The 17,241-nt window shown below is 47.3% G+C and carries 20 protein-coding genes; 1 reads left to right on the forward strand and 19 read right to left on the reverse strand.

From position 1 onward, the window contains the following. Window positions 1-58: 58 nt before the first annotated feature. Entirely contained in the window at window positions 59-928 is an 870-nt protein-coding gene (locus RS891_RS20330) for a YitT family protein (protein WP_099858391.1), read from the forward strand. 106 nt (window positions 929-1,034) lie between these two features. Here RS891_RS20330 and RS891_RS20335 read toward each other — a convergent pair whose 3' ends face one another. The 19 genes from RS891_RS20335 to trpD all read right to left on the reverse strand — a co-directional run bounded on the left by RS891_RS20335 (window position 1,035) and on the right by trpD (window position 17,176). Next, on the reverse strand, window positions 1,035-1,904 hold the full coding sequence (locus tag RS891_RS20335; RefSeq protein ID WP_315793031.1) for a sporulation protein YpjB: 870 nt from the start codon (window positions 1,902-1,904) through the stop codon (window positions 1,035-1,037). Window positions 1,905-1,970: 66 nt separating this feature from the next. Further along, window positions 1,971-2,597, reverse strand: a complete 627-nt coding sequence (locus tag RS891_RS20340) for a DUF1405 domain-containing protein (RefSeq protein WP_315793032.1) — start codon at window positions 2,595-2,597, stop codon at window positions 1,971-1,973. 113 nt (window positions 2,598-2,710) lie between these two features. Beyond that, complete coding sequence (locus tag RS891_RS20345; RefSeq protein ID WP_113051963.1) at window positions 2,711-3,592, reverse strand: menaquinol-cytochrome c reductase cytochrome b/c subunit; 882 nt, start codon at window positions 3,590-3,592, stop codon at window positions 2,711-2,713. A 21-nt stretch (window positions 3,593-3,613) separates the two neighbouring features. Continuing rightward, complete coding sequence (qcrB, locus tag RS891_RS20350) at window positions 3,614-4,285, reverse strand: menaquinol-cytochrome c reductase cytochrome b subunit (protein WP_017687726.1); 672 nt, start codon at window positions 4,283-4,285, stop codon at window positions 3,614-3,616. Between the two features lie 15 nt (window positions 4,286-4,300). Continuing rightward, on the reverse strand, window positions 4,301-4,843 hold the full coding sequence (locus RS891_RS20355; RefSeq protein ID WP_113051962.1) for a QcrA and Rieske domain-containing protein: 543 nt from the start codon (window positions 4,841-4,843) through the stop codon (window positions 4,301-4,303). Between the two features lie 193 nt (window positions 4,844-5,036). Further along, on the reverse strand, window positions 5,037-5,459 hold the full coding sequence (locus RS891_RS20360; RefSeq protein ID WP_315793033.1) for a DUF2487 family protein: 423 nt from the start codon (window positions 5,457-5,459) through the stop codon (window positions 5,037-5,039). 163 nt (window positions 5,460-5,622) lie between these two features. After that, window positions 5,623-5,802: an IDEAL domain-containing protein gene (locus RS891_RS20365; RefSeq protein WP_024630643.1), complete on the reverse strand. Its 180-nt coding sequence runs from the start codon at window positions 5,800-5,802 to the stop codon at window positions 5,623-5,625. Between the two features lie 23 nt (window positions 5,803-5,825). After that, window positions 5,826-6,332, reverse strand: coding sequence for a gamma carbonic anhydrase family protein (locus tag RS891_RS20370; protein ID WP_113051960.1), 507 nt, complete (start codon window positions 6,330-6,332; stop codon window positions 5,826-5,828). A 44-nt stretch (window positions 6,333-6,376) separates the two neighbouring features. Then, window positions 6,377-7,495 (reverse strand): hypothetical protein, encoded by a 1,119-nt coding sequence (locus RS891_RS20375; RefSeq protein WP_113051959.1) that lies wholly within the window; start codon window positions 7,493-7,495, stop codon window positions 6,377-6,379. 237 nt (window positions 7,496-7,732) lie between these two features. After that, complete coding sequence (locus tag RS891_RS20380) at window positions 7,733-8,332, reverse strand: histidine phosphatase family protein (protein WP_076288947.1); 600 nt, start codon at window positions 8,330-8,332, stop codon at window positions 7,733-7,735. Between the two features lie 40 nt (window positions 8,333-8,372). After that, window positions 8,373-9,008, reverse strand: coding sequence for an anti-sigma factor family protein (locus RS891_RS20385; RefSeq protein WP_113051958.1), 636 nt, complete (start codon window positions 9,006-9,008; stop codon window positions 8,373-8,375). Continuing rightward, the gene (locus RS891_RS20390; RefSeq protein WP_053780698.1) at window positions 9,005-9,598 is read right to left on the reverse strand and encodes an RNA polymerase sigma factor; all 594 of its coding nucleotides are present in this window, start codon (window positions 9,596-9,598) and stop codon (window positions 9,005-9,007) included. Before RS891_RS20390 ends, RS891_RS20385 begins: the two co-directional genes overlap by 4 nt. Before the next feature lie 733 nt (window positions 9,599-10,331). After that, window positions 10,332-11,426, reverse strand: a complete 1,095-nt coding sequence (locus tag RS891_RS20395; protein ID WP_315793034.1) for a prephenate dehydrogenase — start codon at window positions 11,424-11,426, stop codon at window positions 10,332-10,334. A 27-nt stretch (window positions 11,427-11,453) separates the two neighbouring features. Further along, window positions 11,454-12,554 (reverse strand): histidinol-phosphate transaminase, encoded by a 1,101-nt coding sequence (hisC, locus tag RS891_RS20400; RefSeq protein WP_315793035.1) that lies wholly within the window; start codon window positions 12,552-12,554, stop codon window positions 11,454-11,456. Between the two features lie 85 nt (window positions 12,555-12,639). After that, window positions 12,640-13,446 (reverse strand): tryptophan synthase subunit alpha, encoded by an 807-nt coding sequence (trpA, locus tag RS891_RS20405; RefSeq protein WP_315793036.1) that lies wholly within the window; start codon window positions 13,444-13,446, stop codon window positions 12,640-12,642. Then, complete coding sequence (gene trpB, locus RS891_RS20410) at window positions 13,443-14,642, reverse strand: tryptophan synthase subunit beta (RefSeq protein ID WP_063566776.1); 1,200 nt, start codon at window positions 14,640-14,642, stop codon at window positions 13,443-13,445. Before trpB ends, trpA begins: the two co-directional genes overlap by 4 nt. Continuing rightward, entirely contained in the window at window positions 14,639-15,376 is a 738-nt protein-coding gene (locus RS891_RS20415; protein ID WP_397386855.1) for a phosphoribosylanthranilate isomerase, read from the reverse strand. Before RS891_RS20415 ends, trpB begins: the two co-directional genes overlap by 4 nt. After that, a complete protein-coding gene (gene trpC, locus RS891_RS20420; RefSeq protein WP_113051952.1) occupies window positions 15,373-16,164 on the reverse strand; it encodes an indole-3-glycerol phosphate synthase TrpC in 792 nt (263 codons plus the stop codon). Before trpC ends, RS891_RS20415 begins: the two co-directional genes overlap by 4 nt. Then, on the reverse strand, window positions 16,154-17,176 hold the full coding sequence (gene trpD / locus RS891_RS20425) for an anthranilate phosphoribosyltransferase (protein WP_397333630.1): 1,023 nt from the start codon (window positions 17,174-17,176) through the stop codon (window positions 16,154-16,156). The genes trpC and trpD overlap by 11 nt, the downstream gene beginning before the upstream one ends. Window positions 17,177-17,241 lie beyond the last annotated feature (65 nt).

Raw genomic sequence — 17,241 nt, forward strand, 5'->3', positions numbered from 1 at the left:
ATACTAAGATGGGAATGATTGCTTTCTCATTCTAATTTGTAAAACGGAGAGGGAACTTATGAGCACTTCCAAAACCTGGGTTCAATTCAAATTGATTCTCCCCATCCTATTGGGTACGGCATTATATGCCTTTGGACTTCTGTACTTCATCATCCCCAACCAACTCATGGAAGGCGGAGTAACCGGGATTACGGTCCTGCTAAATTATGCGTTCAACATCTCTCCTTCGCTTACAACCTTGGTCGTTAATATTCCACTCTTTCTGGTGGGGCTCAAGATTTTGGGCGGCAGACAGATGATCTATACAGGCGTGGGTATAGGAGCGCTTACGGTGTTCCTGTGGTTATTTGAAAAAATGATTGATCTTGGCTGGATTGAACCGCTGCATACCGAGAATGACCTTTTACTTGCAGCGCTTTACGCTGGGGTTACATTGGGAGCAGGCCTTGGAATTGTATTCCGCTGGGGCGGAACGACAGGTGGATCTGACATCATTGCCCGCATTCTTAATCGAAAATATGGCTGGAGTATGGGACGTGTACTATTAGGTATCGATTTCATCATTATTGGTATCTCCCTCGTCTACATTCCCAAAGAAAAAATACTCTATACCCTTGTAGCTGTATTTATCGCCTCTAAAGTAATCGACTTCATTCAGGAAGGAGCCTATTCGGCCCGCGCATTTATGATCATCAGTGATCATGCACCTGAGATTGCAGATTTAATCACCCGTGATATGGATCGCGGCGTAACGCTCATTCCCGCCATTGGTGCTTATTCGAAACAAGCCAAACATGTTGCTTACTGTGTCATATCCAGACAGGAATTCAGACGTTTACAGACGATTGTGCGTTCGGTTGATCCTAGAGCTTTTGTTATTATTAGCGATGTGCATGACGTACATGGAGAAGGGTTTAAGGAAAGCTGAATTTTATACTGGTACAAAAATAAAACCTCTATCCTCAAGAGAAGAGCCAGGGAATGGCTGTCCTTGTAGACAGAGGTTTTTGTCATATCGTGATGACAATAATGGCCTAACGCCGAAACGGAAAAATGCCTTGCTGCTGTGCCCGATATTTACGGTAACCCGCATAACTTAGTGCTGCTATGATTATGGAAGTAATGAGCAATCCGGCTGCCCTGCGATTGGGTCCCTGAACAAAAGGTACAAAGGCACTTTCGTCCTTTTCCCGACCGAACAACTGATTCACCAACTCTTCACCATGGGCTACCATACTCTTTAATTGTGCAATGTCAGTCTGCTTGGCCGAAGTCAAACTCTTGGTATGAGACAACCAGGCATCCAGTTGGGCGATCTCGTATGGTTCACGGCGGATCATCGCCGCAGGTCGAATCGTCTCGTAATGCTCCTCCAGTAAGCTGTAGCGGCTCGCTATTATCGTCGAACTTAACTGCTGATCTGCCGCGGTTGACAGCGCATCAATATCATTTTTTACAATTTTATAATACTGGAGCCATAGAGGTTTGGCCGGGTTGGCGAGACTGTCCGCTGCAAGTCGCAGTTTGGCAGAGGCCTGCTGGAGAGACACATCATCACTTTTCACCCTGACCGCAGCTTCTTTCACTTCAACAATGGTCTCGGATAGGGCATGAATGCCTTCTACTGTCGTCTGACCCTCAAAGGAGATATGCTCCAGACCTTTACTGATTCGCAAAATACTGCCTCTAACCTCTTCGATATCATTCTCCAAGGCATGTCGATACAACAAGGCCGCTTCTTCATTTAATTGCTCAATTGAATTTTTGACGGATACTTGCTGATCTGTATTTCCGTTCGTACCTGTACTTTCCGCTGATACGCTGTATGACAAGTTCGTCCAGAACAGTAGAGTCATGAACGACACCACCATAAATCCAGTTTTGATCCTGAACGTTCTCTTCATGGACATCCCTCCCACCATCAATGTATGGCAGGGGAGAGTCCCTTAGAACAAGCTTAGATGATGAAATCAGGCCCGTTTGGCCTGTCTTAAGGCAAGCCACGCACAGAGAATACTCACTAGCGTCAGTCCAACAGTGAAATTGCGCACACCGTCCAGATTGTCCATTAGCGATGCGGGCAGCCAAGGGAAGATGTCATAGGTATAATCCATTGTATCGTTTAGCAGTGTCCACAAGGCAGCAATTACCAAAGCACCCCAACGGAACCCAAAGAACCTCACATACAGCAAAGCCTCGATAGCCATGGCGCTATGAGACGCAATTAACATCCAATCCTGCCAGTTCTGTGCGCCCCCCTGCATCCAGCCTGCAAAGATAATGGAGACTGCCCATACGCCATATTTCACCGAAGTAACCACAGCAAGCGCCTGTATGACATGTCCAATCCGATTCAGAAGCATCGATTTCGGCTTGTACAAAATCCACAACAAGGATAGTGTAAAAAACAGACTCGCTGTTGGGCTGTCCGGCACAAACACAATTTGCCATAGTGGTTGCTGTGCCAGCGTATATTCCAATTGATCCCCGTACCATATGTATCCATATACTGTTCCTAATGCGTTACACCAAAAAAGAAGCCACAGGAAATAACGGTTCGTTAGAAATTCCCGGCTCCAAAAGTACGATAAAGCCACAGGCTCTGCCCCTTCCATCATATGTATTCTTCGTTCCAAAAGATGATGTTGCGAAAAACGCCTCAAAAAAACCTGACCGCATAAACGATCAGGTTTCATTGCTTATTTCGATTTTACTGTTCTGCCTTCTGTTTCGCAAGCCATTCCGCCAAGTGATTGATGTCGTCATCTGTCAAACCTTGGGCGATGGCTTGATCATACATCGCGGGCATTGAGTTATATCCTTCTTTGATAATCGTCAGGATTTCTTCCTGGCTGTGTTTGTCACCCACACCCCGAAGCGAAGGCCCTCCTGCTCCCTTCATATCAGCCGCATGACATCCGATACATCCGGCCTTTTTGAAGGTTTCCATTGCAGGATCATCCTTCTCGACGATCGCCACTTCTTCGTTTTGGCCTGGCGCGTTGGAGGTAGGCAGACCCTGCGCGTGTTTCTCACGCGCTTCTTCTTCACGCTGAATATGTTCCGGCTTCTGGCCGCTTGCTTCCAACTCATGCGCGTAGTGTGTCCATGCAACATTGGTCAGGTAGAAGACGGCCATCACCGATAGAATCATAAGTGATGATGCAATCGGACGTTTGTAGAAACGCCGCTCCTTGCCTGTATCCAGAAAAGGGGCCAGTAACAAAGCGCCGAAAGCAACTCCGCTGACTCCAAGTACCCCGAGCAGGACATAGTCACCTGAGGCATAGGGGTATTTCAAATACTGATACAGAAAAAGGAAGTACCAGTCTGGCATCGGGATAACCGATGCACTTGGATTGGCCGGATAGCCCAGTGGTGCAGGTTCCGAAATCGTTAATACCAGAATACCAACCAGTACAACGACACCAACCATCCATTCCTTCAGCAAGAAGTTAGGAATAAAAGCCTCTGATTTGCCGGGATACGCCGTGTAATCCGGTGGAGTTATAAACCCCGCTCCTTTACGGACGCGTGAGTCCCCGACGAAGATAATCTTTTCCTGGTCATCTGACTTGTGTCCGTGAGCCATGTCGATTCCTCCCTTCTCAGATTATAGTGGTCCCGAAATGCCCTGTCTGCGGATCATAATAAAGTGACCGACCAGAAGCACCAGAAGCACAGCCGGAAGGAAGAAGACGTGCAGGGCAAAGAACCGTGTTAACGTCTGTGCACCTACAATAGTTCCGCCTTGCAGGAATTCCTTAATGATCGGCCCCAGCCAAGGAACCGTATTCGCAATCTCTAGAGTAACCTTGGTTGCAAAGTAGGCTTTGTTATCCCAAGGCAACAGGTACCCGGTAAGCCCCAGACCCAGCATGACAAAAAAGATCAGCATGCCGACAACCCAGTTCATCTCGCGTGGTGCTTTGTAAGAGCCGGTAAAGAACACACGCATCGTATGTAAGAACATCATAACGATAACCAAGCTGGCTCCCCAATGGTGCATCCCGCGTACAATTTGACCGAAGGCTACTTTGGTCTGCAAATACTCGACACTGGCGTAAGCATTAATAATATCAGGCACATAATACATGGTCAGGAACATCCCTGACAAAATTTGAATAACAGTGATAAAGAACGTCAATCCACCAAAGCAGTACACGAATGCGGAAAAGTGATGAGCCGGGTTTACGTGCTCTGGAACTTCATGATCCGCAACGTCCCTCCAAATTGGCGTGATATCGAGACGCTCGTCAATCCAGTCATAGACATTTTTAAACATCTGCGTTCACGCCTCCTATTTGACTCGGGTGTTCGGAACAATGTCGCCCAGATAAACCCAACCCTGATCTTCCTTAACCACATACTCATCAAGCGGCTTCGGGGCTACGGCAAGGTTCTTGCCTTCCTTGTTATAATGCGCGCCATGGCACGGACAATGATATTCGTCGGGATACTGCTTATCACTGTTCCAACCTACGGTACATCCCAAATGTTTACAAATGGGTGAAAGCGCATAGATTTTGCCCTGCTCATCTTTCCTGATCCAGGCGATTAACGAAGCATTGCTCAAATACCAACCGTCTTGCTGTTTCAATTCAAACGTAAATTCTTGAGGTTCATTCGTAATTTTGCTGATTTCCGCTACTTTGACAGAGGTGCCTTCTCCCTTGTGCTGCAAAATCGGGTCCACCGCAAAACGGACCATGGGGAGTATTGCACCGGCGGCCATGTAGGCTGTAGCTCCACCAAGCGTGTACGTCAAAAACTGCCTGCGTGACATTTCCAAGCGGCTTGGCAATTTCATCGAAGCTTCGTGCTGGTCATGCTCACTGCTCATACTGTCTCCAACCCCCTTTTTCAGCCAACTCTCTCAATCGTTTTCATTATCAGAAATTCCACGACTTACTAGAACATACATAATCATATAGTAGCCCTAGAACACCGTCAAGAATTTGTCACACATTTTTAAGGTTCATTTGTAAGCGTTATTAAAAAAATGTTGGTAAATTGTCACATTTGTCACAGGAAGGTCATCTTTTCCATAACTCACGGATTTTTTCCCCGACAAAACGCGAAATCCCCTCTTCTCCCACCTCTTGAATTAAAACAGAACGACTTAATACCAAATCTGCAGAAGTAATTTGGGTCTGTTCCAACTCGCCATCAGATGACATTATAACCACATATTTGAAACCGGAGGATTTGAGTTCTTCGGATAAGGTATTTAATGCCATTGACATATCTGGAGACACATAATGGAATGCAGGGTAAGTCATGATACGCCCTTTGAAAGGAATCTCCACCAGATCTAAAAAATCTCTAAGCCGCTCCAACGCCTCAGTTGCTTCAACCGGGGACTGCTTGCCCTTCAGGGCTGTATATGGAATAAGGCATGTATCCAGATAGAGTTGCAGTTCCGCCCAGCTGTCTTGAGTCATCTCACTGAATTTCAATTCCCTAATTCCCCTCTCTATCCATTTTATTCCCATATTATATATGAGCGTATATTATAAATCCAGAGATTCATACTTTTTCGGTGTAAGAATGGTCGTGGACGCAAAAAAGAAATGCGTGAAATACGCATTTCCTGTCTTATATATTATTTTTACATGCTCATCAGTTTATGGCCTTTAGTTCATCCGTCAGATTCCGGAAAGCTACTTCGTCTCCGGTAGCTAATGCCTTATCGATTTCCATATACAGCTTCTCGCTGCGCTGTTTACGAAGCGCGTCGTCCCACACCATCTCAGCAGCCAGCCCCAACATGACTTCATACGTAACTTTCATTTTATCCAATAGGATGCACCTCCAAAACGGATTTAAGAGCTCCTATATTCCTTTCCTTTGGAAACATAACCTAGTGTAGTTCTCGACATCCGCTCAAGATCTGCATCAGTCAACTCACGTATCACTTTGGCCGGTGTGCCCAAAGCAAGGGTATAGGGCGGTATTTTAGTATTTTCAGTTACAACAGAACCGGCCCCGATCAGCGTATATTCACCAATTTCGGCTCCATTGAGAAGGATTGCGCCCATACCAATCAGCGAACCTGTTCCGATACGACATCCATGGATAATCGCAGAATGCCCTACCGATACATCGTCGTCCAAAATCAAAGGTTGATCCGTGTTGACGTGCCCAACAGCATTATCCTGTATATTACAGCGCCGTCCAATCACGATGGGTGCCAGATCGGCCCGCAGCACTGCATTGAACCAGATCGTAGATTCTTCACCCATTGTCAGATCACCTATAAGTTTGGCGCCTTCAGCCATATATACCGAAGGGTGTAACTGGGGTTGTATACCTTTGTATGGAATTATCATAAGTATCACTCCTTAATTTGGGAGTGATTTTAGCAACTTGTCCTTCACTTGTCAAACATTACGGGGGTAGTATCCCCGGACAGCGAGCGACAGGATGACGCAAGGCGTGAACCCCATGCTGTCATTTGTACTGTTCGCCCATCTGCATGCTCTCCAATGCGAAGCATGCCTAGATGCAGCATCATTTTGAGTATCCTGTTGTCATAAATCGTCTCTGCAGAGTCATAATAGAACGGCTGAATGTAGGGACCAATCTGGCGGAATAAAGACTCTGCTGTGGACCAGCCAGCTGCACATTCCCCTGTCCAGTACACTATGGAGGACAGATTCGGAATAGCACCTTTATAAAGTCTTAACCAAAACCGAAATAGCTGTATCATCTCGGCTGTTTTCTCCGCACCCAGCTTGTCTTCACCGGAAGGTGACAATTTCAGCGTGCCCTGCTCCTCACGGACCAGACGATGATGAAAAGCATAGTCATAGATGAACGCAAATCGATCAGGGTAGTCTTTAAACGAACGACCATAACCGAATCTCCATCCTGCCTTACCCACCAGCGCCTCACTCACATGCAAATGCTCCATGATCTGCTGCTGAGAACGACGATACATCATACCTTCTGCGTTTAGTGCTATTTCATGCTGCTGGACAAATTGCAGAAACAGTTTCAGATCATCCGCGAGTAGATGGTATTCATCCCTGTAAACGGGAGGCTCGCTCGTCTGTGCAATACCTGCTTTCAGATGAGTGGATAACACATCCCGAAATCTCATTTGCAAATCCTTAGGCACCTGATACAGGTACCTGGTCTGCTGAGTTGTGCCATTGAATAACCATCCACTCTTCGTGAAGCGTACGATAAGATCACGTGGACTGGCTCCAGCCTCGCTATCTTTTTTATCCATCGATTGACGAGCAATGGCGACAAGTTCCTCCATACCGAAGTATTGGCGGGTATCAAACAGCAAGTTGTTCAAAAACCGCAGATCTACCTGATTTAGTTCCCTAACCTGCTGCTCAAAAAAAGGTCTGCTGCCCAATGTAGTGAGAATACTCTGGATGAGTTCATGTTTGGAATTGGGCTTACACTCGCACTGGTAATAGTCTGCTATTCGATTAAGCTGGCCGATATCGGCAAAAGTAAGCATATCCGCTAGATTCATGGGTCCATCGCCTCGCCCTTGACTACTTTTTGGCTATTGATTCGGGGCCTGGAGTAGTTTGGTTTTGTAAACATCGTTGACGGAATTCCCATGATCTAAACCTCTTTTTTGCAAATCTTTTATGTTTTAACCATACTATGCCCGAAGTTGCCTGCTCAGAAGAAGAATGAGAGGTTCAAAATCATATAGAATGACGATGATAAACACCAATAACGCAAAAAAAACAACCTGAGTTAATTACTCAGGTTGTTTCGCCAGATCCAATGAAAGGTGTCGTGTACAGTTATAAAGCAAAGGACTCCAATCGTCACGTTCCTTCTCCAGGATCGTAAGCGACAGGTTTCCAATTCGTTCCGTATAGCGGTCTTTATACAAAGCTGATAGCAGGCTGGCTAAAAAAGCGCCATGGGAGACAATCAGCACATTTTGGTCCTGATGAGCCTCCCATAAATCCTCCAAAAAGCCCAATGCACGTGTCTGAATATCAGCGATCTGTTCCTGTCCCAAATCCAGCGTCTCCCAGGAAGCGCCCCAGCGAGCCACACGCTCTTCGGATGTCAGACCTTCAATTTGACCAAAAGCACGCTCTTTCAAGCGTGCATCCGGCTCAAGCAAAGGAACATTCAATAGCCCGGAGATAATCTCTCCCGTCTCCTGAGCCCTGGACAACCCGCTCGTAATGATGTGGTCCCAGCGATATTCTTCGGTAAGCAAACGTCTACCCAGACGCTCAGCTTGCTCACGACCTTCCGCATTCAGAGGTATGTCTGTCTGTCCCTGAATACGCCCTGCCGCATTCCAGTCGGTTAGACCGTGACGAATAAGCCCAATGCGCATCTCATCCCTCATTTCTCTATACGGTGAACGAAAGCTTTACCTAAGCACGTGCACCTTGTTTGCGTTTGTTTGTTGAACGATGCATCCGCCCAAGAGAGAACAGAGCCATACCTATTGCAAGCAGCGACAACGCCATCCAGTACTGAGGATACGCTGGACCCATGCTCACAACGAAGGGCTCAATAATACTCCCTCTATCGGCTCCCGTCATGTTGTACTTGTACAATCCGGAAGAAGAAGGCTCACTGCCCGCTACTCCTGTCTCCAAAATACCCGTAGAGACCACGTTTGTCTGCTCAGCTTCTGATACGTCTGGCTTAAACATCGCCATGTACAGAAAGCTGCATAAGAAAATTGCCAGGAACGCAGCAATCCACAAAGACATATGCTTGCGGATCACAGCAGAGAAACGATTAACCTTTGCCTCTTCCGGCAGTAGCCATGGAGACTCCGCATAGATCCGGTCCATAACATTACGGTTCACTTTCTCTGCTTGTTGTTCTGTCACTGGGACCGGTATGCTGTGCATCAGAATTTGAGCTTCTTCCCAAACCTCAAACTGCTGCGAGCAATCTTCACAACCAGCGAGATGAGCATGAAATGCAATTCGCTGAGGATGAGCTTCCGGCAAGTCCCAGACCAGTGCAAACAGTTCCTGGGCTTCATTGCAATTCATCTGTTCTTCATCCCTTCATATGGCTCGTAGACCGGTTCGAAGAAATAAGGTTCCAATTGAGTTTTTACGCTTGACCTTGCTCTGAACAATAACGATTTTACAGAACTGACGCTCTGCCCAAGAATATTTGCAATCTCCTGGTAATCTAGTTGATCATACTCACGGAGTATAATGGCAGAACGCTGCTTCTCCGGTAAATTGTTAATTGCATCCCTAACCAGCATCACCCGCTCACTGCGCAATACAGCATGCTCTGGCGCATTCTCAGAAGGAGCAACAGGTACAATACCGCTCTCTTCAAGTGGAACACTCCCACTACGCTGTTTGCGAAGCTCACTCAGTACCGTATTTCTCGCAATGGTATATAACCAGGTTGAGAATGAGGCATCCACCTCACGGAATGAGTGCAGACTGCGGAACGCCTTATAGAAAGTCTCAGAACAGAGATCTTCCGCAAGCAGCTCCATATTAGAACTTTTCAACATATGATATACGAAAGCCAGTATTTTACGCTGATAACGACTCATCAGCTCGGAATATAACTCCAGGTTACCTTCCTTGATCTCTCGAATCAACTGGGAATCCGTCATTTGAGTGCGACCCCTCCTCGCCCATCCATGTGCTTCTCCCCGTTCGACTCTATCCATGTATTACCGAACAGGCACAAAAAAGTTGCGGTTTTCACCGCATAAAACAGCGTTCAGCGCCAAAACAGGCCTTCCCGCCAAATTCCCCTATGTAATGGCAATTTCCCCAACGTTTCTACATTAACAGTATTTATTGTACAACGGTCTGCATCATCCTGGCAAATCCATGGCTTCCGTTGAAGCCCGACCAGTCATTATTATGCGGCCATTTTCTCGTCCATGACTTCAATTTGATCCCTTTTGTGAAGCCACTCTTATATTGGACGAACGAAGGCCTCAAAAAGTTTGTGTAATTCAAAGAAATATTTTAAAATTTCAGCAGAATTTCGTTATAACATATTTTTCATACAATCACACTATGAAACCTTATTTACGACCATCAGGCAATGGTCTAAACGAATCTGTATCCCACTTTATGCAAGGATTATATTTCCTTAATTTACGAATGTTATAATTAATTCAAACAATTTTACTCAAAGTGTTGACAAAATGAAAACGGATACATATAATAAAAGTACAGTATGGTTTCTCTCCACTCCTATCCAATAACTGTATTGCTCCACGTGAGCAATGGCCGCTTATGTAAGCGGTCTTTTTTTTGTCTTTTTTTAGAACATGTCCTGTAACAGCTAGTTTACAACATAAAAAAAGAGGGCTTCCGCCCCCTTCCAATAACCTAAACCCACACTTGATACCCCAGGGAATCCAGCAACGTTTTGGCACGTTCCATCTCTTCTTCCTGCCGGAACGACAAACGCATAATGCCTGGCACATCGACCCGGTTCTCAATAATCTCCATGTTGCTTAAGTTAATATCATTCGCCCCAAGCTCGGTGGCAATCTTGCCGATCATCCCCGGTGCATCCTGCACATCCGTATAAAGATCAAACAACGACGAGATCATGCCTTTCCGTCGTTCTGGCAGCACACTACGGAACTCGCGCGCCTGACGGAACGCTTCCTCAATGCCCTCACCATTTTGTTGCTCCAGCATTTCGGTGAAAACCGCCATTTGGCCGTTCCAGTCCTTCAGCAAGCCCAACAGCACCTCGCGGTTGCTCAGCAGAATATCTCTCCATACAATGGCATCACTGGAGGCAATCCGAGTAATATCACGGAAACCGCCTGCAGCCAGCATTTTATACAAAGGGTTCGATTCATTATATTCGCGCACCTGGTTCACCAGCGCAACTGCAATAACATGTGGCAAATGGCTGATCGCTCCCACTATGTCATCGTGCAGCAGGGGCTCTACACGAACAATCTGGGCCCGTGTATACGCAAGAAGATCAGATAACCTGTCATAAGCTTCCTCAGGTACATGTTCTGAAGGGGTCAAGACATAGTATGCATTCTCAAATAATACAGCCGAAGCTGCATCCACACCTGCACGTTCAGATCCGGCCATCGGATGACCGCCGATAAAGTATGCATCACTCATGCGGACATGCTCAGCACAAGCTGCGATGGATGCCTTTGTGCTCCCTACGTCCGTAATGATACATCCCTTTTTCAAGGGAAGCTTGACCAATTGTTCAAAATAGGATTCGAGCAGCCCAACAGGTACGCACAAAAAAATAAAGTCGGCATCCTGTACCGCTTCCTCCAGAGAGAGCGTAGCATCATCCACTACACCACTCGCTATGTACTTGTCCTTCAGTTCAGGCAGATGAGCATAGCCCATCACCGTTACACCAGGCTTGCCTTTGAAGCAAAGCGCCAGTGAACCGCCGATGAGCCCTACACCGATCATTGCAATTTTTAGTTTCATGGGTCCTCACTCTTTTCATCGCCAGATTTAAGGGCGTGCTACAGCCTTCTCAGCCAGCGTGTTCTCCAGTGCCGTGACAAACGCACGGTTCTGTTCTGATGTTCCGACGGACACACGAATGTATGTTGGATATACATCGAATCCAGGACGAACAATAATGCCTTGTTTCAATAGCGACTGGAACGCCGTTGCAGAAGGCATGTCCAGATCAACCATGATGAAGTTACCCTGCGAAGGGAAAAACGGCAGTTCTAACCGTGTGAATTCATTTTGCAAATACGCTCGTTCTACCGCATTACGCTCCGCACATGCTTGGACAAAAGCCTGATCCTCAAGTGCAGCCTTTGCCGCAGCCTGACCGAAACGTGAAGTGTTAAACGGCTCACGTACACGGTTAATGAGATCAATCACTTCCGGGCGTGCAATACCGTATCCAATACGCAATGAAGCCAAGCCATAGATTTTGGAGAATGTCCGCAAAATAACCAGGTTAGGATAACGCTCAATCATAGGAACACTTTGTGGATACGCCTCATCCGTTACGAATTCATAATAAGCTTCATCCAACACAACCATCACATGAGAAGGTACTCGATCCAGGAATGCCGTCAATTCCTGCTCAGAGATAATTGTACCCGTTGGGTTATTGGGATTACACACCCAAACTGCTTTAGTCTTATCATTGATTTGCGCAAGCATGGAAGTCAGGTCATGAGTTCCATCTTTAAGTGGCACTTCAATGCTGACAGCACCTTCAATGTCAGCATTACTTTTGTATACAGAGAACGTCTGGTCGGCCATGATGTTCTCGTCTCCCGGGAGGAAGAATGCACGAGTAATCAACGCAATGATCTCATCCGATCCACAACCAAAGATCAAATTATTCCGTTCCACTCCCAGATGCTTCGCTAGCACCTCAGTCAGTTCCTTGGAACTTCCATCCGGATATATGCTTACATTGACCAGCTCTCTGGTGATCGCTTCAAGCGCAGCAGGCGAACTTCCATATGGATTTTCGTTGGAGGCCAGCTTGATTACTTGCTCCAAACCCAGCTCACGTTTCACTTCTTCAATCGGTTTGCCCGGTTTATATACAGGCAGATTGACAATCTGGGACTTCGGTTTCAACCCGACCGCCTCCTATTATTGAAATAGTTATGGACATGCCTCAGCCTGTGCTGAGCATGCCCTGGGATGTAACACCATTGAATCCCTATCCTTTTAATTGTGCCACAAAGTTGCGAATTTGCAACAGTCCCGCCTGACGAGTATCCGGATTTCCAAGAAGAGGTGTAGCTTCCTCCACCTGACGAACGATAGCACTGCCCACAACAACGCCGTCACAGATGCGGGAGAAACGAGCCACCTGCTCATGACTGGAAATGCCAAAGCCAACAGCGACCGGAAGATCTGTCAGGCTCTTTACAGTTTCAATGAAGCTCTCTACCCCATCGAAAAAGGAAGCTCTCTCTCCCGTGACACCAAGAGAAGAGACACAATAGATGAAACCACGTGCTCCCGTAACAATACGCTCGATTCTCGCATTGGACGTAGGGGCTACAAGCGGAACCAAATGCACACCTGCAGCATCCGCACGACGTCGCATATCCTCCGCTTCCTCAATCGGAAGATCCGGGATGATCATGCCACTGATCTCATGTTTGATCAACTCGTCAAAGAATAGATCCAGTCCCGTCTGTAACACCGGATTATAGTAGGTGAACAGTACAAAAGGCATTTTCACACCCGCAGCACGTGCTCTTGCTGCTGTCTCCATACAAGTCCGAATCGTGATCTGACTTTTTAATGCACGCTCGGAAGCACGCTGGATTACCGGTCCATCTGCAAGCGGATCAGAATAGGGAACACCGAGTTCCAAAATGTCCGCTCCTGCCTGTTCCAATTCCTTAATGATTTCCACCGTGGTGTCCACATCTGGATCTCCAACCGTAAGGAATGGAATAAGTGCTGTCCGGTTCTGTTCTTTCAAATGCTGGAAGGTCTGGTCCATCAGGTTCATGCCAAGTCCCCTCCTGTATATTTCATAATGGATTCAACGTCTTTGTCACCGCGACCGGAAAGACAGATCACAACGATATCATCAGCGCTGAGTTCAGGCGCAAGCTTGACGACCTGGGCAACAGCATGGGCTGACTCCAAAGCGGGAATAATGCCTTCTGTTCGGCTTAGTAATTGCAAGGCATCCAATGCCTCCTGATCCGTAATTGGAACATATTTGGCACGTTTAATATCTTTGAGATAGGAATGCTCGGGACCAACCCCCGGATAATCAAGTCCTGCTGAAATGGAATGGGCTGGCTGAACTTGTCCATATTCATCTTGCAGTAGATAACTCATCGAACCCTGGAATACACCATGTGTCCCTTTGCTCATCGTAGCCGCATGGAATTCGGTGTCCACCCCTTTACCTGCTGCTTCAACACCAACAAGCTTCACATCCTGATCACCAATAAACGGATAGAACATACCGATTGCATTACTTCCGCCGCCTACAGCTGCAACAATCACATCCGGCAACCGTCCTTCAATCTCCTGAATCTGGCGCCGTGTCTCATCACCGATCACTCGTTGGAAGTTACGTACCATCATTGGATACGGATGAGGACCGACTACAGATCCAAGCACGTAGAAGGTATCTTCCACATTACTAACCCAGTAGCGGAGCGCCTCGTTACCTGCATCTTTCAATGTGCGCGTGCCAGATGTCACCGGAATGACTTCCGCCCCAAGCAGCTTCATCCGAAATACGTTCAATTGTTGGCGCTGCGTATCTTCCTCACCCATAAACACTTTACATTCAAGCCCCAGCAATGCAGCAACGGTTGCCGTGGCAACGCCATGCTGTCCTGCACCCGTTTCGGCGATGACTTTCTTTTTACCCATCCGTTTAGCCAATAATCCCTGTCCAATAGCGTTATTGATCTTGTGCGCTCCTGTATGGTTCAGGTCTTCACGTTTCAGATAAATTTTGGGTCCACCCAAGCGACGGGACAATTGCTCTGCATGGTATAAAGGCGTTTCCCGTCCGGAATACTCACTTAGCAGATAATTCAGTTCCTTGTTGAATTCCTCATCTTCGGAGAAGTGGCTGTAAGCTTCCTCCAGTTCGATCAGAGCGTTCATTAATGTCTCAGGTACAAAGCGGCCTCCGAAGGGACCGAAACGCCCGTGTTGATCCGGCAATTGATGTGTCATGCCTGCTTCACCCTTTCTACAAATGCTGTAATTTTCGCTATATCCTTCACACCTTCGGATTCTACGCCGCTGGACACATCGACGCCGTCCGGTGCATATGTCTGTATTAGTTGTTGCACATTATCCGGCTGTAATCCTCCTGCCACGAACAACGCGATCCCATGTTTTCTTGCCCAGTCGGCGTAGAAAGGAATTCGTTCCCAGGCAAAGGTTTTACCGGAGCCCCCTCCATAGAGTGGGTCAAACGTATCGAGCAATATGGCGTCCACCACATTTTTATATGGATCAAGTGCCAGCAAGGCGGTATCGTCAGCTAATGAACCTGTTTCCTCTTTTGGAAAAGAGAAAGCCTTGAACACTTCGCTACCGAAGCGCTGCTTCACCTGTTCACAAAATTCCGGCGTTTCCTGTCCGTGCAGCTGAATGACATCCAGGCGTGAAATCTGCATGATGCTTTCCAGCTCTTCGAGCGTGGGATTCACGAAAACACCCGCCAGTTTCGGCCGATCGAACATCGTCCAGTCCAAGAGAACCGTTCTTAGCTCCGCACCCTGTTCAGGTGTAATACGGCGACGGGATGGGGCAAAAACAACACCAACGTAATCCACAGGCAAGTTTATCATCGATTTTAGCACTTCAACGTCCTGAAGTCCACATATTTTTACAGCCGCTGCCGGCCGGTTTCGCAGATCCACGTCTTTGCTGCTTGTACCGTCATGATTGATTGCATTCATGCTTTTGGTCCCATCAGTTCATATACCGCAGCTTCAACATCGTCCTTGCGCATCAGATGCTCCCCAACAAGGATACCATGCACACCTGCCTCAATAAGAGATTCCAATGGCTGAGGGCCGTCAATTCCACTTTCACTGATTAATGTTACCCCATCCGGAATCAAGTTCATCAAATCCAACGTGGTGTTCAGACTCGTTTCGAACGTTTTCAGATTGCGGTTGTTGATGCCCACAAGTGTTGCCTGCGGAATATCGAGTACTTGCTCCAGTTCAGCACGGTCATGGACTTCAATTAATGCATCAAGGCCCAGACTCTTGGCAAATGTCAGATATTGACGCATCTGTTCGGGTGTCAGAATGCTCGCAATCAGCAAAACGGCATCCGCACCAAGCAGCCTTGCCTCGGCAATCTGTCGCTCATCTATAATAAAATCCTTGCGCAGTAGCGGTATGTTCACAGCTTCATGAATGGCCTGCAAGTATTCGCTATTTCCCTGGAAATAAGAAACGTCGGTCAATACGGATATACAATCCGCACCAGCCCGTTCGTATGCGGAAGCAATCTCTATCGGATGGAAATCAGGACGAATCAGTCCTTTGGACGGAGAAGCCTTCTTCACTTCGGCTATGAGACCCAGCTTACGGTTACGTCTCTCTGATAGAGCACGTTCGAATCCACGAGTATTAGGTAAAGACTCTATCTTTTTCAGCGCATCGTTCATCTGAAATGTTTGGGCGAGAACTTCAACTTCTTTATGTTTGGTTGCTACGATTCGATCAAGATACATGACTGTACGCCTCCGTTGTATGAATTAACTGTTCCAGCTTCCCGGCAGCTTTGCCGGAGTCTACAGCTTCTGTCGCCATCAACACGCCTTCTGCAATGGTATTCGCCAGACCGGATACATAGATGCACGCCCCGGCATTCAGCAGAACGACATCGCGGTATGCGCTCCGTTCTCCCTGGAAGATCCTTTTAATAATTTCGGCATTCTGAGCCGCATCTCCTCCAAGAACCGATTCCAGCGGATGTAACGATAATCCCATATCACGTGGATCAATGTCATACGTATGCACTTCACCATTACGCAGCTCGGATACCTGGGTAGGTGCGGAAATGCTGATTTCATCCAGTCCATCATGACTTGCTACAACCAAAGCTCTTTTCAGACCCAATCGATTCAGCACTTCAGCGATCATCGGTGTCCGGCTGCGGTCGTATAAACCAAGCAATTGTCGATCCGCTCCAGCAGGATTGGTTAGAGGTCCGAGCATGTTAAAGATCGTACGCACACCCAGCTCTTTTCTTGGCGCAGCAGCATGTTTCATGGAAGGATGGTACACTTGAGCAAAACAGAAACAGATTCCGATCTCATCGAGACATTGTCTCGCCTGCTCTCCGTCCAGATGAATATTCACGCCCAATGCTTCAAGTACATCGGCACTGCCCGCCTTGCCTGATGCAGAACGATTACCATGCTTCGCCACCCGGACAGAAACAGCTGAAGCAATGATTGCCGATGCCGTTGAAATGTTGAACTTATGAATACCTGAACCACCTGTTCCACAGGTGTCCAGCAGTCCATTGCCGTCGGTCAGGATTCGCCCCCCCTGTCCACGCATGGCTTCGGCAAACCCCGTGATTTCATCCACCGTTTCCCCCTTCATCCGCAAGCCCATAAGCAAACCTCCGATTTGAGCCGGAGTGGCCTCACCTCTCATGATGGAGTACATCAAGTCGCGCGCTTCTGCCTGTTCCAGATGGCTGCCCTCCAAAATTTTGGCAAGGCCATTCTTCATCCCTTCCGCATGACTAACTTCAGTTGCGAACCGCTCGGATTCTTCATTCATGACTGGGTTCATAT

Source organism: Paenibacillus sp. BIC5C1 (assembly GCF_032399705.1).
Taxonomy (GTDB): domain Bacteria; phylum Bacillota; class Bacilli; order Paenibacillales; family Paenibacillaceae; genus Paenibacillus; species Paenibacillus taichungensis_A.

Coding starts and splice junctions, on each gene's coding strand:
- RS891_RS20355 (WP_113051962.1), bottom strand. CDS start 4,843: ATGAGCAGTGAGCATGACCAGCACGAAGCTTCGATGAAATTGCCAAGC.
- trpD (WP_397333630.1), bottom strand. CDS start 17,176: ATGAAGAATGGCCTTGCCAAAATTTTGGAGGGCAGCCATCTGGAACAG.
- trpC (WP_113051952.1), bottom strand. CDS start 16,164: ATGTATCTTGATCGAATCGTAGCAACCAAACATAAAGAAGTTGAAGTT.
- RS891_RS20385 (WP_113051958.1), bottom strand. CDS start 9,008: ATGAATTGCAATGAAGCCCAGGAACTGTTTGCACTGGTCTGGGACTTG.
- RS891_RS20345 (WP_113051963.1), bottom strand. CDS start 3,592: ATGGCTCACGGACACAAGTCAGATGACCAGGAAAAGATTATCTTCGTC.
- RS891_RS20380 (WP_076288947.1), bottom strand. CDS start 8,332: ATGCGCATTGGGCTTATTCGTCACGGTCTAACCGACTGGAATGCGGCA.
- RS891_RS20415 (WP_397386855.1), bottom strand. CDS start 15,376: ATGAATGCAATCAATCATGACGGTACAAGCAGCAAAGACGTGGATCTG.
- RS891_RS20370 (WP_113051960.1), bottom strand. CDS start 6,332: ATGATAATTCCATACAAAGGTATACAACCCCAGTTACACCCTTCGGTA.
- RS891_RS20335 (WP_315793031.1), bottom strand. CDS start 1,904: ATGAAGAGAACGTTCAGGATCAAAACTGGATTTATGGTGGTGTCGTTC.
- qcrB (WP_017687726.1), bottom strand. CDS start 4,285: ATGTTTAAAAATGTCTATGACTGGATTGACGAGCGTCTCGATATCACG.
- trpB (WP_063566776.1), bottom strand. CDS start 14,642: ATGACACATCAATTGCCGGATCAACACGGGCGTTTCGGTCCCTTCGGA.
- RS891_RS20395 (WP_315793034.1), bottom strand. CDS start 11,426: ATGAAACTAAAAATTGCAATGATCGGTGTAGGGCTCATCGGCGGTTCA.
- RS891_RS20375 (WP_113051959.1), bottom strand. CDS start 7,495: ATGAATCTAGCGGATATGCTTACTTTTGCCGATATCGGCCAGCTTAAT.
- RS891_RS20330 (WP_099858391.1), top strand. CDS start 59: ATGAGCACTTCCAAAACCTGGGTTCAATTCAAATTGATTCTCCCCATC.
- RS891_RS20390 (WP_053780698.1), bottom strand. CDS start 9,598: ATGACGGATTCCCAGTTGATTCGAGAGATCAAGGAAGGTAACCTGGAG.
- trpA (WP_315793036.1), bottom strand. CDS start 13,446: ATGAACCTGATGGACCAGACCTTCCAGCATTTGAAAGAACAGAACCGG.